This is a genomic window from Sphingobacterium puteale (assembly GCF_050986225.1).
Classification (GTDB): Bacteria; Bacteroidota; Bacteroidia; order Sphingobacteriales; family Sphingobacteriaceae; genus Sphingobacterium; species Sphingobacterium puteale.
The window spans coordinates 5,899,916-5,922,025 of record NZ_CP158959.1; the positions used below are offsets into that span (position 1 = coordinate 5,899,916).

The 22,110-nt window shown below is 40.4% G+C and carries 18 protein-coding genes; 15 read left to right on the forward strand and 3 right to left on the reverse strand.

The features are described 5' to 3' along the window. Nucleotides 1-106: 106 nt before the first annotated feature. A complete protein-coding gene (locus tag ABTV71_RS24745) occupies nucleotides 107-3,118 on the reverse strand; it encodes a glycosyltransferase family 117 protein (protein ID WP_121120478.1) in 3,012 nt (1,003 codons plus the stop codon). A gap of 798 nt (nucleotides 3,119-3,916) precedes the next feature. Here ABTV71_RS24745 and ABTV71_RS24750 point away from each other — a divergent pair. The 3 genes from ABTV71_RS24750 (at nucleotide 3,917) to pth (ending at nucleotide 6,453) form a co-directional block, all read left to right on the forward strand. Beyond that, nucleotides 3,917-4,873 (forward strand): ribose-phosphate pyrophosphokinase, encoded by a 957-nt coding sequence (locus ABTV71_RS24750; RefSeq protein ID WP_121120479.1) that lies wholly within the window; start codon nucleotides 3,917-3,919, stop codon nucleotides 4,871-4,873. Between the two features lie 339 nt (nucleotides 4,874-5,212). Continuing rightward, a complete protein-coding gene (locus ABTV71_RS24755) occupies nucleotides 5,213-5,809 on the forward strand; it encodes a 50S ribosomal protein L25 (RefSeq protein WP_121120480.1) in 597 nt (198 codons plus the stop codon). Between the two features lie 80 nt (nucleotides 5,810-5,889). Further along, a complete protein-coding gene (gene pth / locus ABTV71_RS24760) occupies nucleotides 5,890-6,453 on the forward strand; it encodes an aminoacyl-tRNA hydrolase (protein ID WP_121120481.1) in 564 nt (187 codons plus the stop codon). 48 nt (nucleotides 6,454-6,501) lie between these two features. Here the strand turns inward: pth and ABTV71_RS24765 are convergent, their stop codons facing one another. Both ABTV71_RS24765 and ABTV71_RS24770 read right to left on the reverse strand, forming a co-directional pair. Then, complete coding sequence (locus tag ABTV71_RS24765; protein ID WP_433901418.1) at nucleotides 6,502-8,613, reverse strand: TonB-dependent receptor plug domain-containing protein; 2,112 nt, start codon at nucleotides 8,611-8,613, stop codon at nucleotides 6,502-6,504. Between the two features lie 4 nt (nucleotides 8,614-8,617). Next, on the reverse strand, nucleotides 8,618-8,980 hold the full coding sequence (locus ABTV71_RS24770; RefSeq protein ID WP_104383965.1) for a BlaI/MecI/CopY family transcriptional regulator: 363 nt from the start codon (nucleotides 8,978-8,980) through the stop codon (nucleotides 8,618-8,620). Nucleotides 8,981-9,326: 346 nt separating this feature from the next. Here ABTV71_RS24770 and ABTV71_RS24775 point away from each other — a divergent pair, with 346 nt between their 5' ends. From ABTV71_RS24775 to ABTV71_RS24830, 12 genes are all read left to right on the forward strand, one after another. Beyond that, on the forward strand, nucleotides 9,327-10,697 hold the full coding sequence (locus tag ABTV71_RS24775) for a hypothetical protein (RefSeq protein WP_433901419.1): 1,371 nt from the start codon (nucleotides 9,327-9,329) through the stop codon (nucleotides 10,695-10,697). A gap of 5 nt (nucleotides 10,698-10,702) precedes the next feature. Beyond that, nucleotides 10,703-11,710: an SPFH domain-containing protein gene (locus tag ABTV71_RS24780; RefSeq protein ID WP_121120484.1), complete on the forward strand. Its 1,008-nt coding sequence runs from the start codon at nucleotides 10,703-10,705 to the stop codon at nucleotides 11,708-11,710. A gap of 6 nt (nucleotides 11,711-11,716) precedes the next feature. Beyond that, complete coding sequence (locus ABTV71_RS24785) at nucleotides 11,717-11,962, forward strand: hypothetical protein (RefSeq protein WP_104383962.1); 246 nt, start codon at nucleotides 11,717-11,719, stop codon at nucleotides 11,960-11,962. A gap of 190 nt (nucleotides 11,963-12,152) precedes the next feature. Next, on the forward strand, nucleotides 12,153-13,439 hold the full coding sequence (locus ABTV71_RS24790) for a citrate synthase (RefSeq protein ID WP_121120485.1): 1,287 nt from the start codon (nucleotides 12,153-12,155) through the stop codon (nucleotides 13,437-13,439). A gap of 315 nt (nucleotides 13,440-13,754) precedes the next feature. Continuing rightward, nucleotides 13,755-14,828: an NADH-quinone oxidoreductase subunit NuoH gene (gene nuoH / locus ABTV71_RS24795; protein ID WP_433901420.1), complete on the forward strand. Its 1,074-nt coding sequence runs from the start codon at nucleotides 13,755-13,757 to the stop codon at nucleotides 14,826-14,828. 3 nt (nucleotides 14,829-14,831) lie between these two features. Next, on the forward strand, nucleotides 14,832-15,395 hold the full coding sequence (locus tag ABTV71_RS24800) for a NuoI/complex I 23 kDa subunit family protein (RefSeq protein ID WP_120260076.1): 564 nt from the start codon (nucleotides 14,832-14,834) through the stop codon (nucleotides 15,393-15,395). A 4-nt stretch (nucleotides 15,396-15,399) separates the two neighbouring features. Further along, nucleotides 15,400-15,942, forward strand: a complete 543-nt coding sequence (locus ABTV71_RS24805) for an NADH-quinone oxidoreductase subunit J family protein (RefSeq protein ID WP_121120487.1) — start codon at nucleotides 15,400-15,402, stop codon at nucleotides 15,940-15,942. Next, complete coding sequence (gene nuoK / locus ABTV71_RS24810) at nucleotides 15,939-16,247, forward strand: NADH-quinone oxidoreductase subunit NuoK (protein WP_108635057.1); 309 nt, start codon at nucleotides 15,939-15,941, stop codon at nucleotides 16,245-16,247. The genes ABTV71_RS24805 and nuoK overlap by 4 nt, the downstream gene beginning before the upstream one ends. Before the next feature lie 3 nt (nucleotides 16,248-16,250). Beyond that, entirely contained in the window at nucleotides 16,251-18,305 is a 2,055-nt protein-coding gene (locus ABTV71_RS24815) for an NADH-quinone oxidoreductase subunit 5 family protein (protein ID WP_433901421.1), read from the forward strand. A 3-nt stretch (nucleotides 18,306-18,308) separates the two neighbouring features. Continuing rightward, nucleotides 18,309-19,910, forward strand: coding sequence for a complex I subunit 4 family protein (locus ABTV71_RS24820; protein ID WP_433901422.1), 1,602 nt, complete (start codon nucleotides 18,309-18,311; stop codon nucleotides 19,908-19,910). Nucleotides 19,911-19,916: 6 nt separating this feature from the next. Next, a complete protein-coding gene (locus tag ABTV71_RS24825; RefSeq protein WP_433901423.1) occupies nucleotides 19,917-21,398 on the forward strand; it encodes an NADH-quinone oxidoreductase subunit N in 1,482 nt (493 codons plus the stop codon). Between the two features lie 104 nt (nucleotides 21,399-21,502). Next, nucleotides 21,503-22,108 carry a DUF4254 domain-containing protein gene (locus ABTV71_RS24830; protein WP_433901424.1) on the forward strand — a complete coding sequence of 202 codons (606 nt, stop codon included), beginning with the start codon at nucleotides 21,503-21,505 and terminating at the stop codon, nucleotides 22,106-22,108. Nucleotides 22,109-22,110 lie beyond the last annotated feature (2 nt).

Here is a 22,110-nt window from a genome sequence, read left to right on the forward strand (position 1 = left end):
AAAATAATCAAAAAAAGAGCTGTCCTTTTTACACGCTGCTCAAATTTTATTTTTAAGCATGGCGCGTTAAAGGACAGCCCTTGGGATTAAAACCGTGTATGAACGGTTATTCTACACCATACTGTTGTTTATACGATTTCTCCAGCTCAGTCACCTGTTGCAGCAATTGTTTTTCCGAGGTGGAAGCCAATATACTTTTATAAGCACCCAGAGCCCGTAAAGCCGTCCCGATATTTGAATATTCCAGTTCAGCTTTTGTTTGGGCGATATCCTGGTACCAGCGCATATTCTGCGTCATAAATTTCAGATTACGATTGACAATTTCATTCGCACGTTTCGTTTCACCAGTTTCATACAACACATTGACAATTGGAATATAGCCTAAAATATCACGCATCAAGTACACACGTTTTGGCATCTTCTCATAAGTTTCAACAGCCACTTTACGTGCCTCGTCTTTATGACCTTCCATCATTAACTGTGTGGCAGTACCACCCATGACTGTATTTGTAATCATGGTGATCATGCGGTAGGATTCAGGATCTAAATAAGAAGCATTCGCCATATTACCCCATTGATATTTCGTTGTAATATCCTTAAAAGCAGACTGTGTATCCACTAAAGTTCCTTCAGATCCTGCAGGAGTCGCAATAGGCATTAAACGCAAGGCAAAACCTTCTTGTACCAGGTACTTATCCAATCCAAGGTAGTTGTCGTTTGGAACGGTCGCCGCAAAGTAAATTGGACGTTTCCAATTATTGTTCAATAATACGTTTAGGATCGACAATTCCGCTCTAGACACATAGTTTCTATTATAAGTCCATGTCATCGTATCGACGATAGATTCCTGCCAAGCTTTTGGTACCACATTATTTTTTAGCACAGCTTCCTTGTTTACCGGAAGGCTAAAGTTTTTGGTCGGTAAAAAGTTCTCAAATTTACCACCGCGTAATTCCAGTTTATTTTTTTGGTCATCAGACAATAAAATCTGCATCACCAAATCAAGATCTACGTGCCCGGGTACTTTCATATCTTGATAATAAAGTACCTCACGAACACCTTTTTTGAATTTTTCGTCATCAATATTGATCGGTAAGCCATCTGCCTGATTGACTTTCTGTTTCATTTGGCGCATATACCAATCCGAACTCAAGAGACTTAAGTTCACCACGCGTACATCCGGACGATAATTTTCAACTTCTTGTACATACCACAATGGATAGGTATCGTTGTCACCATAAGTGAACAAGATCGCATTTGGCGCACAGGAAGCTAAGTAGTTTTTCGCCAAGTCACGTGCTGTTGTTTTTTCTGAGCGATCATGATCATCCCAGTTTTGGAATCCCAACAATACCGGAGCTCCCAACAAACAAGCCGCTGTAGCTATACCTGCTGCCATCTTACCATCTACTTTCTTACTTAGATAATCCGCAATGGCAAATACGCCCAAGCCAATCCATATTGCAAAGGCATAGAATGATCCCGCATAGGCGTAATCACGCTCACGCGGCTGCAATGGACTTTGATTTAAGTATAATACAATAGCCAGACCTGTAAAGAAAAACAGTAATCCCACAATTCCGGCATCCCGTTGTCTTCTGCCAAAGTGCCAGAACGCACCGATCAAACCAATGATTAGCGGCAAGAAATAGTATTTATTATTTGAAGGATCCGTCTTCAATGAATCTGGAATCGCATTCTGTCCACCATTATGCATTTGGTCAATAGGCTTAATACCTGCTTGCCAGTTGCCCTCCGTGAAAGAGCCCTGTCCCTGTTGATCATTTTGGCGACCGGCGAAGTTCCACAAAAAATAACGGCCATACATGTGCCCGATCTGATAACTGAAGAAAAATTTCAGGTTATCACCGAATGTAGGCGATTGCCCCTCCGGAAGTTTTAGATAATCCCGATAATATCCATCATGTCCATCCCGATTACTATAAACACGCGGAAAGAACATCGTCTTATCGTATTTATAATCCATTCCATTCTCTACTTTCGTGTATTTATCCTTGTCTTTTCGATAAGTATAAGTTGGCACAGCATCCACTACTTGTGCATCGAAAGTCGGCCCGTTTAGAAGCGGCTCACTCGCATATTGCTCGCGTCCCAAATAACTTACAAAAGAAAAGGCATTGTCCGGATCACTATTATTTAAGGTAGGATTCGCTTTAGCACGTACCATGATCATCGCAAAGGAACTATACCCAAAGATGATAAACGCGGTACTGATCAGGATCAGGTTCAACATCGGTTTTGCTTTTTTGATCGAGTACCAGATACCATACACAAAAAGAGCAACCACTAAGATCAAGAATAGATTAAATCCGGTACCGAAGCCCATTCCCAGACTATTTACAAAGAATAAGTCAAAATAAGCCGCGGCTTTGACCGTGTATTGTATAATACCCCATAAAATCAAAGCCAGTACCACAACACCGATCAGGAATGCTTTGGTTGCTCCAGAAGAAGTCACTGTTTTTGAGCGTTTAAAATAAATTACCAAAGCAATGGCCGGAATCACCAAGAGGTTCAATAAGTGGACACCAATGGAAAGACCCATCACATACGCGATAAAGATCAACCAACGGTCAGATCCAGCCTCCTCAGCATGATTTTCCCATTTTAAGATCCCCCAAAATACAACAGCGGTACAAAGCGAAGACATGGCATACACCTCAGATTCAACCGCTGAAAACCAAAATGTATCCGTGAACGCATAAGCCAATGCACCGACAGCACCTGAACCAAATATTTTGATCAAGTCCGTTGAGGTATAGGACTCGCCGACTCCTTTTGCAACGACTTTCTTTGCAAGGGCTGTGATCGTCCAGAACAAAAACAGAATCGTCAGACCACTACAAACAGCAGATCCCACATTCATCCAAAAAGCGATCCGTGTGACATCACCCCCTGCTAGATTCGAGAAAATGTTTTGAATCATTAAGAATAAAGGTGCCCCTGGCTGGTGCACAATTTGAAGTTTAAAGGCTGAGGCGATAAACTCACCACAGTCCCACCAACTCGTCGATCGTTCGGCAGTCATGACATACGCTACTGTTGCAATGAGCGCACATATCCATCCTAAAAGATTGTTGATTTTAGTATAGTTCATAAAATGATAACTGTAAAAGTATTATAATACGGCTCGAAAATAAGGATAAGTTAATAAGAAATGAACTTTATTCTGATTTTTTAACACATATTAATTGAAAATTTTCATTACGCGATGCAATATTCGCTGTAAAGAAAGCAGGACAAAGCCATTGATAAGCTGGAGCAGGCCAATACCTAAGCTAAAAAACAGCAAGTATGTCTTAAATTTTCGGGCAAAACAAAAATTATTTATTTGAAAATCAAGCCCAATGCACTTTACAACACATTTTTATTTGCAGAAATAGGAATAGTCCGTATATTTGCATCATCAAATGTGAACGACATCATCACGATAACGAACACAATTGAATTGTTTGTCCGATAGTATAAGGGTAGTACGACAGTTTTTGGTTCTGTTTGTCTTGGTTCGAATCCAGGTCGGACAACAAACAATAGAAAAGGCTTGCAATTGCAAGCCTTTTCTGCGTTATATGCAAGGCTTATTATTTATAAAAGGGTTTAGATTTTTTTTAATTTGAATTTTGATTTTTAAAACAAATCTCTATCTTTGCGTCGTCAAAAGGAAAAAGACGGAAACGTTGGCTTTTTTGAGACATTGTCCGATAGTATAAGGGTAGTACGACAGTTTTTGGTTCTGTTTGTCTTGGTTCGAATCCAGGTCGGACAACTTTTAAAGTTAAGAGTATATGGATTGTGCAAACAATCCATTTTTTTTAATGTTTAGCTTTAAAAAATATTAGGGAATAAAATATTGAATAAACGACAATACAATAACCCAACATAAATATACAAAACCATGCCTTTGCAATTCAACACGGTTAAACTATTTGCAGGTTCTGGCACTACAGAACTGGCTGAAAAAATCGCACAATCTTACGGGAAACCTCTAGGGGACAAAACATTATCGCGTTTTAGCGACGGTGAGATTCAACCATTCTACAATGAATCTGTACGTGGAGCCGATGTATTTATCATCCAATCTACCAATCAACCTACCGACAATCTTTTTGAATTATTGTTGATGACAGATGCTGCAAAGAGAGCCTCAGCGCACTACATTACAGCGGTTGTCCCTTATTTCGGTTTCGCAAGACAAGATCGAAAAGACAAACCAAGAGTTGCCATTGGCGCAAAAATGATTGCCAATCTGTTGACAGCAGCTGGGATCCACCGCATCATGACAATGGATCTACATGCCGCACAAATCCAAGGTTTTTTCGATATCCCTGTTGATCACCTCGATGGCTCCATTATTTTTGTTCCCTACATCAAATCCCTAAAACTCCCTAACTTGACAATTGCATCACCGGATATGGGTGGATCATACAGAGCACGTACTTTTGCTAAATTCTTCAATGCAGAAGTGATCATCTGTGACAAACGCCGTAAACGTGCAAATGAAATTGAGTCAATGTCTATCATTGGTGATGTAACGGATCAGGATGTTGTATTAATTGACGATATCTGTGACACAGCCGGCACACTTTCAAAAGCTGCTGCTTTGATCATGGAAAATGGCGCGAGATCCGTAAGAGCGGTCTGTACACACGCTGTGTTATCCGGCAAAGCTTATGAAACAATTGAAAACTCCGTGTTATCAGAAATGATCGTAACAGATACCATTCAATTGGATACAGAAAAAGCAAAGCAATCGACAAAAATCAAAGTGTTGTCAACAGCTGATCTGTTTGCTAAAGCAATCACCAGCGTCAACCAACATACATCCATCTCTGATTTATTTGACGTCGAATAGTATATCGTATTTAGATATTGGTATGGAGACTCTGGTATAGTAAGCCTTCGGCTGAAATACTGGAGTCTTTTTTTAGTATTAAGTATTGATATAATAGTATTTAGACTCTGATATGGTAAGCCGGAGGATAGACAGTTTGTTTTTTATTCATGTCCTGCACAATTGGCCCTCTCTAAACAAGCATATAAGGGCGCCGCGGTTATACTTTAACAGCCCCTCCTCAAGTCAGCAACTTACAAAATAGCATTAGGGATCTTAGTCACTCAATATCAGCAACTTTTTTTGATAATACCAAAAATTAAATTATCTTTGCACCTCAAAATTTATAAAAATTAAAAGATGAAATCAATTGCTATTAGCGGTTCTGTAAGACAGAACGTAGGGAAAAGAGATGCAAAAGAATTGCGTTACCAAGGTTTAGTACCGGCAGTACTTTACGGAGGTAAAGAACAAACTGCTCTTTCTGTATCCGCAGCTGATTTGAAACCAGTTCTTTACACTGCTGACGTTATCATCGTAGAATTAAACGTTGACGGTCAAACAAAAAGAGCTATCGTTCAAGACGCACAATTCCACCCATTGACAGACCTAGTTACTCACGTTGACTTTTTAGAATTATTTGATGACAAAGAAGTATCATTGAATATTCCTATCAAATTAACAGGAACATCTCCAGGTGTTAAAATGGGGGGTAAATTAGTTCAAAAATTACGCAATTTACGCGTAAAAGCATTACCTGCTAACTTGCCACAAGAAATTGAAGTACCAATGGAATCTTTAGAAGTTGGTAAATCATACCGTGTAGCTCAAGTTCAATTGGACAACGCAAAAGTATTAAACAATGCTGACGATACAATCGTATCCGTTATCATGTCCCGTGCATTGCGTCAAGCTGAACAAGAAGCAGCCAAAGCAGCTAAAGGTGGTAAAAAATAATCTGAACAAGATTCTTAAGATACTACAGAAAGCACCGAAATTCGGTGCTTTTTTGTTTATTAAATTTTTATTTTTGCGTCATGAATTATCTTATCGTTGGATTGGGAAATATCGGAAGTGAATATGCCGATACGCGGCACAATATTGGTTTTATGGTTGCCGACGAGCTCGTTAAACAAGCTGGCGCTAGTTTCTCCCTGTTAAAATTAGCCTATTACAGCGAATTTAAACAAAGAGGGCATAACGTAACTGTCATCAAGCCGACTACGTATATGAACCTCAGTGGTAAAGCAGTCAATTATTATATGCAGCAATGTAAAGTGCCGATTCAGAATGTCTTAGTGATCGTGGATGATCTGGCGATTCCATTTGGTTCGCTCCGGATGAAACCCAAGGGAAGCAGCGCCGGTCACAATGGGCTTAAGTCCATCGAACAGCTTTGCGGTGGACAGGTATATCCACGTTTACGCTTTGGCATTGGTGACAACTATCCAAAAGGCAGACAGGTGGACTACGTCCTTGGTCCCTTTGACAAAGAAGAACAGGTAGAACTTCCTGCTTTAATAGATCATTCTGTCAAAATGATTCAAAGTTTTGTCAATATCGGCATCGAGTTGACCATGACAAATCTAAATACAAAATAAAAGGGACTGATGTCCCTTTTACTTTATTCCATCTGAAGATAATCGTTATTACCCTTTATCTTTTAGGCCAACAGCACGCTTTCTTTCGGCATCTAGCTCTGTTTTGATTGTTTTCTTTATCTTTCCATCCAGTGGTTCCCTATCTGCCTTCCTGTCATTCAATTCCCCCGCTTTTTTCTTTGTCGTTATGAGAATAACACCATTCGCCCCCGCTGCACCGTAAAGACTTGTTGCACTCTGATTTTTAAGAACTTCGATGGACGCAATATCTTCGGATTTCAGATCATTCCGGTCTTTAGATTGCACCTGACCATCAACAACAAACAACGGCTGTTCTTTTCCCGATAGCCCACGGATCCGGAGGCCATTAATATCCCTTGGTTCTCCCTCTACCTTCGTGTATGTTGCAGTTTGCGCCACAAATTTCGCCGTTTTCCCCGGGCTATCACTTTGCGCAGCTTTTCCCTCAAAGGTTATCGTTTTAGGATCATTTCCCTTATCACCGTTTTTATACCCCACTACCGTAATTACCCGCTCATCTGGGGTATTTTCTGATTTGTGTTTGTGGGATGCTTTATCCACTTTATCCGGATTTTCCCTAGCCCATTTTTTTGTGGTCACTTCAATAACACCATTTTTCCCTTCACGTCCATATTTTACCATAGCTGAAGCATCCTTTAAAACATTAATACTTTCAATATTATTCGGATCAACCCCCTTCATATCCTCAGAACTCATCTTAACCCCATCAATCACATACAAAACATTAACAGGATACTTTATCGTATGGGATTTTGTTGTACCAACGGAGTCCTGCTTCACTTGAAACCCCACGACCTTGCCCTGAAGGTTATTTTCAGATTTTTTTGTGGCATTTCCGATTTTAGTCGTCAGCAAAACAACGCCATTTTTACCTTTCTCCCCATAAATTGCTGTAGCCGACTTGTCTTTCAATACTGCCATAGATTCGATCTCCTCTGGAGCAACTGCATCCAGTTCTTTTTTGCTAACAACTACGCCATCCAACACAAACAATGGATTTCCAATTACGTCAGAGGTACCTCTCAGTCTCAAAGAACCAATCTGATCGCTTAATAAATTAGCTGTTCTCTTGGAGCGGCTTGTATCAATCTTTATCGTATCTGTCCTTATATCTTCCTGAAGCACTTTTCCCGCTTCACCAACCATCTTCACTGACAACGTGGAATCCCGCTGCTGACCTACCTCCAATTTATCGGCAGGCATTTGAATCGGCAGCACGGTTTCATTTGCCCGCTCAACAACCCCTTCTATGCTGCCCTCCGCTTTGCTTACAGTAAATGCTGCTCCCGTTAGTAAGAATATAGGCAAAAGGAAGGCATATTTACTCAGTTCTATTTTGGATGACCTTTTCTTATTCATCATCATAATGCGACGTTTTAATAGTTTAAAATTAAATTGATTGCTCAACCCTATTGAAGTGCCCTTTTTGGACACATTCAACAGGCTATATTGGTACGTCTGTTTGTCAATTCCTTTATTGAGCACCTGTTGATCAGTCAGAAACTCCAAATTTTGGCGAATGGCTCTGCGCATGAACCAGACGAAAGGATTGTACCAACAACACACCAATATCATTTCAAACAATAAAATATCCAGACTGTGAAGGCCTTTCACATGAATATCCTCATGCTTAAAAATATCTTTCAGCTCAGCATCCACATGCTGTTCTTTGTTGACATAAATTTTATTCAAAAATGAGAATGGAACAATAGGAATGATGACATTCCGAAATAGATAGGATCGCCACTGATCCGCTCTTGAGTGCAGATGAATCCTTAATAAACTCAACAGTTGGAATAGAAGCCTCAACATCAACAATATTGCACCTAATATAAATACCAACTCCACCAAGCTTGCCACTGTTAACCTCTCCTGCACCTGCTGTTCTCCCATATAAAGGAAAATCTGCTCACCAACACCCCCCATATCCAACCCGCGCCGCACAAACAGCGATTTTAAATCCAAAAACGGATATACAAAAGCAAATAATCCGCCTATTAAAAAGTAGAATCTATTCAGTGAATAGAAGGTTAAGCCTTTCAATAGCCCGACATAACCCAAATAGATTATACTCAACAGCAGATTGACTTGAATGATATAGGTCAGCAGGTTTTCCATCGTATTACGATTTGTTATTTTTAATCATATCCATGATCTCCTTCAGTTCATCTTCAGTCAGCTTTTCCTCTTTCACGAAAAAAGAAACCATCTCTTTATAAGAATTCTTGAAATAATCACCGACAAAGGAATTCATAAACTTAGCTTTATAGTCCTGTTCGCTTACCATAGGTTCGTAACGTTTCGCATTGGCGTAACGGACAGCTTTCACAAAGTCCTTGCGCTCCAGATTCTTTACCGTTGATGCCAAGGTTGTATACGGCATTTTTTCACCCTTGATATTATCCAGAATCTCTTTGATAAAACCTCCATTTAGGCTCCAGATAGATTGCATTGCCTGTTCCTCTTGCGCTGTTAACTTTTCCATGTATTAATCTTTTTTACTAATCTTTCACTAATCTACGAATAATTCGTAAATACCAAAAATATTTTACTTTTTTTATTTGTATCCCCGTAAACAGCATCTAAAGCCCCGATTTTTTGTAACGTTACAATATGAATCATTATTTGACGTATTTAAAATCAATCCTATCGAATATAAGATGACTGGCCGAAAATTTGTTATACCTTGTTTTTTATTTTAACTTTCGACTGTATATTATTTTATTTTCGCTACTAGACAGGCGGTATTGTGATGAAAATATACATGCCCTTCTATGCTGGAAATGAAACTTTAAAACAGGAATAATTCAACACAAATACAATAAAAATAAATGGCCAAAAGCATCAAAGCGATCAAATGTCCTCATTGTGGCAGCATAAAAGTCAGCACAATACGTCCCGACTTTTACAAATGTGACAGCTGCGGAACTGAATTTTTCTTAGACAATGACGATATTAACATCAATCACAATTACAATTATCCACGCAACAATACGGATCAATATAAAGCCATACGGATTGTACTATTTGCCGTTGTTGGTTTTATTGCGCTCATGTTTTTAATCGGAGCTTTAAGCGCCATTTTTTCCAAAAAACCCGAACCGAGTTATTCGACCTATAGTTCGTCCAACACTGCTGACAAAAAAGAAGAAGCCATTACGCTAGAATGGAATTACGCCTCAAACGAATTATTTTTGGACAAAAACAATATTCCCCACGTTGTCTTGGTGGGGAATGTCCGGAATTCAAAAGCGAGATTTGACGAAGGCAAAGACAATAAAGTCTATATTGGATTATTTGATCCCAAAACGGGCAAAAAGGAATGGATAAAGCCATTGATGGATACTCCCGTCGAATTATCGAGTAGCGACGTTAAATTACAGGTGTTTGAAGACCAAAACCTGTACATCATCGTAAAATCCAAGTATATCTATCAATTGGACAGAAATAGCCTCACCTACAAAAGTGTTCTTGAAAATTATGTCAAAGATGCCCCCTCACTCAGCACGGGCATTGCCAAAGTTGAATTTAAATACGAAGATTATGGATCTTCCTATCAAATAGTAAATAATGAAGGGCAAAATCTTGCCTATTACCCTTTAATCAATAAATCAATACCGGATAAGCAGCTCTACGATGAAAGAAGGAAAAAACTTCCCAATCCGAGCACAAAAACTGAATTCACTTTTTCAAGTAAATCCAGTTATTACCCCGAGGAGAAAATTCAGTTAATCCAATACAATTATTATTATCAATATGGATATCCCAAAGATAGCCCCCGCTTTTCATGGGATAAAGATTATGGCAGATCAGGTATTTTTACCGACCGCGATCCCTACAAAAAGGTGCTGATCAATTCATGGCAATTTAAGGGAGCCCGTCTCATTAGTTTTAAAGACTTTACACCGGGTCGGCTCTATTTTCAGCCTGTAGTGGTTGCTCAGAATGACAAAACGCTTCTGATTGCATACAAACCAACACCTGCGGAAGACGATCCTTTACAGATCCAGCTATTGGATGTCGCTACAGGTGCCATACAAAAAACAGTCACAACAGACCTTAAATCCATTTATGGAAATGGCTGCCTGCTCAAAGATGGTTTTATTGTCAAAGGTTCAAGCGACTATTACTATTTTGATAATAGCGGAAAACAAATCAATAAATTCGAAGGGTACAACCCTAAATTCGATACACTAAACTAAACACTATGGGACTATTCAATCTTTTTAACAATCAACTATCCGAGGTCATTGAGTGGAAAAATCAGGACCCTCGTATATTATGGTATAAATTTCCTTCCGAAAGAAATGAAATTAAGAATTCCAGCAAACTGATCCTGGCTCCAGGACAGGGCTGTATTCTTGTCTATGAAGGAAAAGGCGAAAACCTCCTTACGGAGGCAGGTACCTATAATTTAAAAACGGACAATCATCCTTTCTTCACCACATTAGCGCGATTAAGACAAAATTTCGAGTCAGAGCACAAGCTTTATATTTATTTCTTTCGTACGGCCGCAATTGTCAATCAATCCTGGGGAACAGGAAACCCAGTCAAATATATTGACCCACAATACAATCTGCCCGTTGAAATAGGCTTGAACGGTACTTTTTCTTACGTCATCAAAGATCCGGTACATTTCTATAAAAATATCGTCGCCAATCAAAACACAGTTAGCACGGCAGTCATTCAGGATATTATTAACCAACGAATTCCACAACAGATTGTCTCACAGATTGCGCAGAAGAAATTAGGTTACAATGAAATCGATAGTCAGTTGCCTATTTTGTCCACAGATATCAAAACAGCGGTTGAACAGGATTTTAAAGATCTCGGTTTAGATGTTACAGATTTTAAAATCTTAGGAACCCAATTTGACTCAAACACACAACGTCGGATTGGTGAAATCGCTGACTTGACGACACAAAATCAAGCTGCGCAGCAAGCAGGCTTGAGCTATGTGGAACTGGAAAAATTACGCGCCCTCCGGGATGCCGCTAAAAATGAAGGTGGACTGGCAGGTATTGGTGCGCAACTTGGGGTCGGCATGGAGCTGGGCAAACAATTTGATCTGCAAAAAGAAGAGATTAAAGACAATATACAAGCGGAAGGAGATTTTGTCGAAAAACTACAAAAACTACAATTGCTATTACGCGAAAACATCATTACACAGGACGAATTCGACGCGCTCAAAAAACAGATTCTCAACAAAATATAACCCATCATGAAATATATCTTTGGCATATTATTTACCCTGGTTATCCTATTTGTCGCCACCTATTTTCTATTGGGACTCTGGGGTATACATTTTTTGGATGCTGAAAATTTCAGCAAAATCCTATGGACAACAGGAATTCTAACGTTGACATCTATTATTTTGGTATGCTTCGTCATCTTACCTTTTTTTGGTTCGGGCAAAAACGGAAAATATGAAGATAAAGGGAAAGTCGCTCAGCGAAAAATAGATTAATATTTCGGACATAATAAGATAGTGTTAAATTTGAATAAACTATTTGCGTATTTAAGTAAATCGTTATTCAATATTATCCAAAATGACGTAATGATGTCATTTAAATTCCAAAAGAACTTTCAGTTTTAAATATCAAATAGTTAAATTTGTGAGATTAGCATACAAATCAGATATAAGATAATATATAAACATGTCAGATAAAGCATCTATAAATTTAGACGGCACTTCTTATGACCTTCCGGTCATTGTCGGTACTGAAAATGAAAAAGCAGTTGATATTTCCAAATTAAGAGATCTAAGTGGATTTATTACGTTAGACCCGGGATACAAAAACACGGGTGCAACAAAAAGTGCGATTACTTTCCTTGACGGTGAAACAGGTATATTGAGATATAGAGGATATCCAATTGAGCAATTGGCAGAGAAATCGACTTTCCTGGAAGTTGCTTATTTATTGATCTATGGAGAGCTTCCTAAAAAAGAGGTATTGGAAAAATTCAGAGCTGACATTAAAAAGCAAATGATGATTCACGAAGACATGAAAAATTTCTTCGCCGGATTTCCATCCAAATCCCACCCAATGGGCCAACTTTCTTGTTTAGTAGGTGCCTTATCTGCATTTTACCCTGAATCTTTAAATCCAAACCTAACAGACGAAGAAGAAGATCAAACGATCATCAATCTTTTGGCAAAAATGCCAACGATCGTTTCTTGGATTCAAAAGAAATCACTAGGTCATCCCGTCGTTTATCCTAAAAATAACTTAGGTTACATAGACAATTTCTTAAACATGTTATTCGGCGAGGTTAACGACGAAAAAACATTCGATCCTGTTGTGATTGATGCCATGCACAAATTGCTTATTTTACATGCTGATCACGAGCAAAACTGTTCTACATCAACAGTTCGTATCGTAGGTTCATCGAATGCCAACCTTTATGCGTCTGTTGCCTCGGGGATCAATGCCTTGTGGGGTCCGTTGCATGGCGGTGCCAACCAAGCCGTAATTGAAATGCTTGAAGCGATCAAAAATGATGGTGGTGATGCGGAGAAATACCTAGCAAAAGCCAAGGATAAAAATGATCCGTTCCGTTTAATGGGATTTGGTCACCGTGTATACAAAAACTTCGACCCTCGTGCTAAGATTATCAAAAAAGCATGTGATGATATTTTAGAAAAATTAGGCGTTCAGGATCCCGTATTGGACATCGCCAAAAAACTTGAAGCAGCAGCATTAAATGATCAATACTTTATCGACAGAAAGCTTTATCCGAACGTCGATTTCTATTCAGGTATTATCTACCGTGCATTAGGCTTTAAAGCAGATATGTTTACCGTATTATTTGCGTTGGGCCGTCTTCCGGGATGGATCGCGCAATGGAAAGAAATGCGTGAAAACAAAGAGCCTATCGGCCGTCCAAGACAAGTATATGTCGGACATACAGAACGTAATTACGTTGAGTTCTCAAATCGTTAATCGATTGATTTCCATAAAAAAAGCATCCCAAGGGATGCTTTTTTTATGGAAATACTGTTACAGCAGCTTTTCCAAAAAAACACTATGTGATAGCACGTTATGTAAACATAAAGTCTATTATTTTTCTGACAACATCCTCAGTTAGCAGCTTACATATCCAAAATCTAAATACTCAAATCTAAATACTAACCTCTCTAATATGTCACGATAATCTACTTGTTAAGTATATTTTAATTTTTCCCTATCGAAATTCCCTGTTTTTCGTTAAGTTTGCGTATTCATTGGTCGCTTATTAAAAATCATTATAAATAAGACTTGATAGATACAATACTACATATCTTGGTTCCCATTGCTATTTTCACCTTTATAGCAGCATTTACCTTATTTGCAGTATATGCCGAACGTAAGATTGCGGGATTTGTCCAAGATCGTCTCGGGCCAATGGAAACCGGAAAATATGGCAGCCTTCAGACCATAGCCGATATTCTCAAATTACTTCAAAAAGAATTAATAACACCGACATTAGCCGACACAATTCTCTTTAGAATTGCCCCGATTATTATTTTTGTGGCTGTTTTCACAGGTTTTTCGGTCATTCCCTGGGCCAAAGATTTTATTCCGGCGAATACACATACGGGGCTATTCTTTATTATGGCGATCATCTCCATTGATGCCTTGGGAATCCTAATGGCTGGCTGGGGATCAAACAATAAATATTCACTGCTCGGATCTATGCGTGCCATCGCCCAAATGGTTTCTTATGAAATACCCGTCGGGCTCTCCCTGATTACCGTCGTGATGTTAACACAGACCTTAAATCTCAACGAAATCGCAATCGGTCAGGGCATTCTGACCAACGGAAGTATCAAATTTTTAGGTTTTTGGGAAGTTAATGAGATTGGCGGAATTTTCGCCTGGAATATTTTTCAGGCCCCCCACCTAATAGTAACCTATATCATATTCTTTATCGCAACGCTTGCCGAATGTAACCGGGCGCCATTCGATATTCCCGAAGCGGAATCTGAATTGGTCGGTGGTTTCCATACGGAATATGGCGGGATACAGTTTGCCTTTATCTTCCTGGCCGAATATGCCATGATGTTTTTGGTAGCGATGTTGGGTGTAGTCCTGTTTCTGGGTGGATGGAATACACCGCTCCCTAATATCGGCGCAGTACGATTGGCAGACTGGACAACAGGCCTTGCCTGGGGAATCTTTTGGACCTTGACCAAATCGTTATTTATCGTCGGAGTACAAATGTGGATCCGGTGGACCTTACCCCGATTACGTGCAGATCAATTGATGAGCTTATGCTGGAAGGTATTGACTCCGTTAGCCTTTGTTTGCATGGCCATTTCAGCCATTTGGAGAATTTTAATTATAGCATAAGATATGATATTTAAAACGGCTTCCCACGCATTTCGTACAGCAATCAAAGGACTATCTTTGACTGTGAAGCACTTGTTTGGCGCCCGACGTTCGCGTCAGGAATTGAATATCAAAAATGATAATTACTTTGACCGACAGGAGGGCATCGTTACGGTGCAATACCCGGCCGAAAAAATGCCTATTCCTGAAGTTGCCCGCTATCAATTGCAGGTGGATATTGACGATTGTATCGTATGTGATCTCTGTGCCAAAGCATGCCCTGTAGATTGCATTGAAATTGAGGCGATCAAATCGCCGGAAGCGATCGGAAAAACTTCAGACGGTAGTGTAAAACGGTTATATCCAGCCAAATTCAATATTGACATGGCCAAATGTATGTATTGTGGCCTATGCACCGTTGTCTGCCCTACCGAATGTATTGTCATGACCAACGAATATGATCGCAGCTCGCAAAAACTGACCGATCTGATCTACGGATTTTCGGACATGACCGACGAACAGGTTGCTCAGCGCAAAGCCGAATGGACGCAATTTCAAGCTGAAAAGGAGGCAGCAAAGCAAAAATAAGAACATGGAAATTATTTTATTTTATGCCTTCGCTGTACTGGCAATCGGATCTGCACTTTTATTGGTTAATCTTAAAAATATAGCCCGCGCCCTATTTTTATTTTTCATCGTTCTCTTTGCGATGGCGGGTCTCTATCTCTTTGCCTTAGCAGATTTTGTAGCCATCACACAGATCATGGTTTATGTAGGCGGTGTGCTGATCCTTATGCTGTTTGCCTTTATGCTTTCCAACAAAGAACTATTGAAAGATCTTCAGGACAGCAGTGGTTCATTTTTGAGCATGCCCAGGTGGCAAGCAGTTGTATTGGCAATAGGTTTTCTAATACTTATGATCTTTGGTATTACAGAATGGCACCAGTCCATTCCTACCTGGATCCAACAAGCCAAAGAAAATAATACGGAGATTATTCCAACAGATAATAATATTCAACAAATCGGATTACGGTTTATGACCTTCTATGTATTGCCATTTGAAGTCATATCGGTTTTTTTGATGATGGCACTGATCGGAGCCTCACATTTATCCAGAAAGGAGCGCAATAGATGATCACACTAACACATTTTTTGGTTGTTAGTGCCTGCATATTCTGTATTGGCCTTTATACCGTGCTTTCAAAGAAAAATGCCATTATGATCTTAGTAGGTATCGAACTGATGATTAATGCAGCTATCCTAAACTTTGTAGCTTTTGGCAAATACGATAAAGTCAGTTATGGCGGACAGATTTTTGCCTTATTCGCCATTGTCCTTGCTGCTGCTGCAGTTGCGGTCGGATTAGCATTGGTCCTGAATGTCTATAGACACTATAAAACCATTAATCCGGATGAAATAAAAGAATTAAAAGATAAGTAAGAATTGGATCCAGTTGCCCACATATCACCCATATACACCGCGCTGATTGCAGTAGCCGCACCATTTATTGCCTTTTTATACCAAGCGATGGCTGGCAAGCGTGATCAGTCAGGAACCATCTCCCTGATCGGCATCGTATGTAGTTTTATATCCGGTGGAATCACTTGGCTGGCCATCTGGAATCATCCGATCGCATCCGCTGAGATCAACTGGTTCACCATTGGTGCTTCAACTTTTAAGGTAGGCATCCTATTGAACAACCTGAGCGCACTTATGCTGTTGCTGGTTCCCACAGTCGCCCTTCCCGTACATATCTATTCGAGAGCCTATATGAAAGGAGACCCGGGCATCCATCGTTACTGGATGTATCTTAGTCTCTTCTGTTTTGCTATGCTGGGACTAGTGGTGATGGATAGCCTGTTGCTCATGTATATCTTCTGGGAATTGGTCGGTTTTGCCTCCTACCTCCTCATTGGTTTCTGGTTTACACGCGAAACGGCTGTTCAGGCCAACAAGAAAGCATTTATCGTAAACCGCATCGGAGACCTCGGTTTTCTGGTTGGTTTAGCAATCATATTTACGCAATTTAAGACGCTCAATCTAGTTGACCTTTTTGGTGAAACGGGATTGATCTATCAGTCTGCTGTCACCAATGGGCAATGGGTCTCTCCTGTCAACAGCATGGACCAGGTTTGGCTTACAATAGCAGGACTGGCATTTTTCTTTGCGGCTATGGCTAAATCAGCTCAGTTTCCGTTACATATATGGCTGCCAGATGCCATGGAAGGGCCAACATCGGTATCTTCGTTGATCCATGCAGCTACCATGGTCGCTGCAGGTGTATTTTTGCTGGCCACCGTATTTCCGTTATTCAATGAAAGTGCATTGATATTTATCGCTATCATCGGTACAATCACCGCCGCAGCCGCAGCCTGTTTTGCATTAGGTCAATACGACATTAAGCGCATCCTGGCCTTTTCAACCATCTCACAATTGGGCTTTATGATGGTCGGAATCGGTATTGGAACCTGGGATGCCGCACTATTCCATTTGGTCACACACGCCTTCTTTAAATGTCTCTTGTTCCTTTCCGCGGGAGCTATTATCCATGAGATGGCACACCTCAAAGCACACAGCCAACTTGATTTCGATCCGCAGGACCTGCGGAATATGGGTGGACTGAAAAAGTATATGCCCAAAACCTTTATCCTGATGAGCATTGCTTCATTGGCACTTGCAGGATTTCCTTTGACATCAGGCTATCTTTCCAAAGATAGTATCATCATCTCTTCCTTTGAATGGGCTTTATCGAAAGGTGATTTTTACCTCATTATACCGGTAAGTCTCATCATCGTCAGTATATTGACCGCCTTCTACATTGGCCGCTTAATCTTTAAGGCTTTTTTAGGTGAACTTCGAATCCTGGATCAGGTTCAGGACAAACTACAAGGTGACCCTTTGCATGAGGCTTCCAAAACCATGTTGATTCCGATGATGCTATTGGGGCTCTGCTGTCTATTTCCGTTATTTTCTCTCAACCCAGTATCTTATCATGATTCCTGGTTGATGGATGGTTTATTATTGGATGAATATACGTTTGCACCTAGCCACAGCGCTCACTTGATTATTCCATTGATCTTATTGATCGGTTCGGTCATCAGTTGGATAATAGGCTGGAAATGGTACGTACAACATAAATATTCACTTAACAGCGATAGTCTGGCGTTGAAAGCGGCGTTCAACCAAGGCTATATCAATGAACTTTATCAATGGGTATTTGTTGACGGTACACTGAAAATAGCTCGGTTCTGTTATTGGTTTGACCGTTACATTGTGGATTCACTAGTTGCTTTTATTCAGTTTATCGTCCTATCCCTCTCCAGATTGAGCGTGTGGATAGACAAATATATTGTAGACGGTATTGTCAATGCTGTTGCTTCTGTTGCCTACTGGACCGGCAATCAGGTGCGCCTGGTACAGAACGGCAAATTACAGACTGCACTGTATTCCGTTTTTCTATTCGTTTTACTTGGTTTAATTTATCTTATATTTTTCTAGGAAATGCCTATTTTATCCTTACTGATATTTTTACCGCTTCTGGCGACGGCGTTTATCCTCGCCCTACCGACACGATACAAATCGAGTTACAAATATATTGCCTTGGCATTCACGGCTGTGCAATTTGTACTTGCTGGTATATGCTATGCACATTTTGATGCCAACAAAACCGGCGTACAAGATCTGGCGGGATACCAATTTGTCGAACAACTTCCCTGGATTCGCCTGGACTTGGGTTCTATCGGAAAATTAGAGATCGATTACCTGATCGGGATAGACGGTATTTCCATGCCATTATTACTGCTCAGCGCTTTTGTCATGCTGATGGCAATCGGTGCCTCCTGGAACATACAAAAGAGCCCCAAAGGTTATTTCGCCCTACTTATGGTACTCAATATGGCTGTAATGGGTATATTCTGCGCATTGGACTTCTTTTTATTTTATTTGTTCTATGAAGTCATGCTTTTACCGCTCTATTTCCTAATCGGTATATGGGGCGGCGCACGTCGTGAATATGCGGCCATAAAATTCTTTCTCTATACGCTCTTTGGTTCGGTATTTATGCTATTGATCATTGTCGGTTTATATTTTTCGGTTGTCAATCCCGAAACTGGGGCACATACCTTCAATATGATCTACATGATGAATCCACAGAATTATTTAGGGGATTCCATATTTGCCTGGGATGGCTATCAGGAAATATTGGGTATTTCCGCCAGATTAGTTGGCTTTGTGGTGCTCTTTTTCGCTTTTGCGATCAAAGTGCCCATCGTACCGTTGCACACCTGGTTACCTGACGCACACGTCGAAGCGCCGACACCGGTATCCATTATCTTAGCAGGTATCTTATTGAAAATAGGCGGCTATGGCATTATCCGTATTTGCTATAGTATCTTCCCCGACATGGCCGCGCTATCCAATTGGTGGCTAGGACTGATCGGCGTCATCTCCATTATCTACGGGGCATTAAATGCCTTAGCTCAAAAAGATTTAAAGCGGATGATCGCCTATTCATCGGTATCCCATATGGGCTTTGTATTGCTTGGTATAGCCTCATTGACAGCTGAAGGGATTTCTGGGGCGATGTTCCAAATGATTTCCCATGGTTTTCTATCGGCGGCACTTTTCTTTCTTGTCGGTGTGGTTTATGACCGTGTACATGATCGCAACATTTATAGTTTCCGAGGTTTAGCTCAGCTTATGCCCAAGTATACTGGCTATATTGCTGTTGCTTTCTTTGCCTCATTGGGGCTACCCGGATTCTCCGCATTTATCGGTGAGGCATTTGTTATCATCGGTTCCTTCAACGCAGCTAGTGTAGGTACAGGGCTCCCCCGTTGGATGGCCTTAGCAGGTTCTATCGGTATTCTCTTGAGTGCGGCTTATCTGCTATGGACACTGCAACGGATGTTTTTTGGAGAGATCAGGCTGAAAGGTGGTGAATCGTGGGTCAATGAACTAACTGACGTAAACAGCCGTGAACAACTGATTCTATTTCCGACCTTGGCTCTTGCTCTTTTATTGGGTATTATGCCATCCTTGGTATTCAGCAACCTCAATGCAAGTGTATTGAATCTGGTCAGCTTTATCCAACAATTTATTTAATCCAGCATGCTCGCATTCAGTCCATATATCAGTTCATTTATTGATCAAATTATTGTTAGTATTCCCTATTTCAAACCGGAATTAACGTTGATCATTACTTTTATAGGTACTATTATCGCCAGTCTTTTCGTTGATAAATATTGGGACAAGGCATCTTTCACGATTACAATAGCTGGATTACTGCTGAGTGGCTGCTACCTAGTTGGACAGGGGCTCAGTCACGTGGATATGGTTGGATTCTTCGACATGATTCACATTGATACATTTGCAACATCCGCACGAATGATCATCTTGCTGTCGACATTGCTGATTGCCATCTTTATTCAACAGCGTCATCAGCACGACCGCCCTTTAGGAGATTTGTACGCCGTACTCCTGACGGCGACCTTAGGACTGAATCTTTTGACCATGTCGAGCAATTGGCTAATGATTTTCATCGCAGTAGAAACCGTATCAATCAGTTCTTACATTATGGTCGGTTATTTTTCATCCAATAAAGCACAGTCCGAAGCAGCGATGAAATATGTACTCTTTGGGTCGACCTGTGCAGCCGTTATGCTCTATGGCGTATCCTTGCTATACGGTTTCACGGGAAACTTAAATTTTGATGCGCCAAGTCATATCGCGGGTTTGGTGGAAGCGCCGAAACTCATGATCAGTATTGCCCTCCTGTTTCTGCTGACCGGTATTGGCTTTAAACTGAGTTTCTTTCCTTTTCACGTTTGGAGCCCCGATGTTTACCAGGGTGCCCCGACAGTGATCACCACTTACCTGGCGACGGTACCTAAAATTGCTGTTGTCGTACTTCTGTCCAAGCTACTCGCGGCCTGGCTTGCTGTATCCTTTTATTTCAGCGATTTTTTGGCTTACGCGATCATCATTATTGCCATCGCAACCATGCTGATCGGTAATCTGGCAGCCTTACGCCAACAGGATGCCAAGCGGATGATGGCCTATTCTGCTATCGGTCATACGGGTATATTGCTGATGGCCGTATTGGTCTATCAAAATAATGAGTCAAATGTTTTACTATTCTATTTATCAATTTATACCCTGATGAATATCGCTGTCTTTATTTTTATTGATAGTTTGGAAGTCAGCTTGGGCAATACTTCAATTGATTCTTACAAAGGATTGGGTAAGCAATCTCCCGTATTGTTCACCGCTTTTTCTTTAATCCTAATCGCCTTGATCGGTTTGCCTCCAACCGCTGGATTTGTCGGTAAGCTACTGATATTTTCAAAGGTATTTGAACAATATCAAAACTTTCAATCCTTTGGTTTGCTTGCTTTATTAATCGTGGGCGCCCTAACCTCGGTGATTTCTCTATTTTATTACTTTAAGATTCCATTGAACGCATTCTTAAAAGATGGTCTAGGTCAGTATGTACACAAATCCAACCCTTTGCTTCTCGGTATTGGCTTGTTGTGTACCCTTTTGGTGATCTTGCTTGGACTATTCCCTGACGTATTGCTTTCTATTTTTTAAAAAATATTTCCTTTCTTCAATGGTGTGATCTACCCCAGATTTTACTGTGTTTATACAGGGCTTGAAGTTAAGGATAACTCCATAATATATTTTATATTTGTACCATGATTAGTGCAATAGCAAATCCCATTTTTCAACGTGCTATCCAGGATTACCACGTATACGATCAGATTGATCATCCAATCCAGAATCCGTATGACAAACAATCCCTAGAACATCTCCTGTACTTAAAGTGCTGGATTGACACCGTACAATGGCACATGGAAGATGTTGTACGTAATCCTGCCATTGATCCCAAGGACGGATTATATTGGAAACGACGCATCGATGAGTCTAACCAATACCGCACGGATACGGTAGAATATATAGATAGCTACTTTTTACAGAAATACCAGGGCATCGACGCATTGCCTTCAGCAAAGATCAACACAGAAAGTCCGGCATGGGCTATCGATAGATTGTCCATCCTCGCTTTAAAAATCTATCATATGGAGCAGGAAACGCTCCGTTCAGATGCCACAGAAACGCATATTTCTGCCTGTCAGGACAAATTGAATATCTTATTGGAGCAACGTAAGGATCTTTCACAAAGTATCGACGAATTATTGACAGCTATTGAGTTGGGCGAAAAATACATGAAAGTTTATAAACAGATGAAAATGTATAACGACCCCGAGCTGAACCCTGTACTTTATACATCCGGAAAATAAGG

What these genes read in the sequence shown, in the direction of transcription:
- ABTV71_RS24775 (WP_433901419.1), top strand. Translation starts at nt 9,327, where the DNA reads ATGGCCAAAAGCATCAAAGCGATCAAATGTCCTCATTGTGGCAGCATA.
- ABTV71_RS24755 (WP_121120480.1), top strand. Translation starts at nt 5,213, where the DNA reads ATGAAATCAATTGCTATTAGCGGTTCTGTAAGACAGAACGTAGGGAAA.
- ABTV71_RS24820 (WP_433901422.1), top strand. Translation starts at nt 18,309, where the DNA reads ATGCCTATTTTATCCTTACTGATATTTTTACCGCTTCTGGCGACGGCG.
- ABTV71_RS24790 (WP_121120485.1), top strand. Translation starts at nt 12,153, where the DNA reads ATGTCAGATAAAGCATCTATAAATTTAGACGGCACTTCTTATGACCTT.
- ABTV71_RS24830 (WP_433901424.1), top strand. Translation starts at nt 21,503, where the DNA reads ATGATTAGTGCAATAGCAAATCCCATTTTTCAACGTGCTATCCAGGAT.
- ABTV71_RS24770 (WP_104383965.1), bottom strand. Translation starts at nt 8,980, where the DNA reads ATGGAAAAGTTAACAGCGCAAGAGGAACAGGCAATGCAATCTATCTGG.
- ABTV71_RS24800 (WP_120260076.1), top strand. Translation starts at nt 14,832, where the DNA reads ATGATATTTAAAACGGCTTCCCACGCATTTCGTACAGCAATCAAAGGA.
- nuoK (WP_108635057.1), top strand. Translation starts at nt 15,939, where the DNA reads ATGATCACACTAACACATTTTTTGGTTGTTAGTGCCTGCATATTCTGT.
- pth (WP_121120481.1), top strand. Translation starts at nt 5,890, where the DNA reads ATGAATTATCTTATCGTTGGATTGGGAAATATCGGAAGTGAATATGCC.
- ABTV71_RS24765 (WP_433901418.1), bottom strand. Translation starts at nt 8,613, where the DNA reads ATGGAAAACCTGCTGACCTATATCATTCAAGTCAATCTGCTGTTGAGT.
- ABTV71_RS24780 (WP_121120484.1), top strand. Translation starts at nt 10,703, where the DNA reads ATGGGACTATTCAATCTTTTTAACAATCAACTATCCGAGGTCATTGAG.
- ABTV71_RS24825 (WP_433901423.1), top strand. Translation starts at nt 19,917, where the DNA reads ATGCTCGCATTCAGTCCATATATCAGTTCATTTATTGATCAAATTATT.
- ABTV71_RS24745 (WP_121120478.1), bottom strand. Translation starts at nt 3,118, where the DNA reads ATGAACTATACTAAAATCAACAATCTTTTAGGATGGATATGTGCGCTC.
- ABTV71_RS24805 (WP_121120487.1), top strand. Translation starts at nt 15,400, where the DNA reads ATGGAAATTATTTTATTTTATGCCTTCGCTGTACTGGCAATCGGATCT.
- ABTV71_RS24750 (WP_121120479.1), top strand. Translation starts at nt 3,917, where the DNA reads ATGCCTTTGCAATTCAACACGGTTAAACTATTTGCAGGTTCTGGCACT.
- ABTV71_RS24785 (WP_104383962.1), top strand. Translation starts at nt 11,717, where the DNA reads ATGAAATATATCTTTGGCATATTATTTACCCTGGTTATCCTATTTGTC.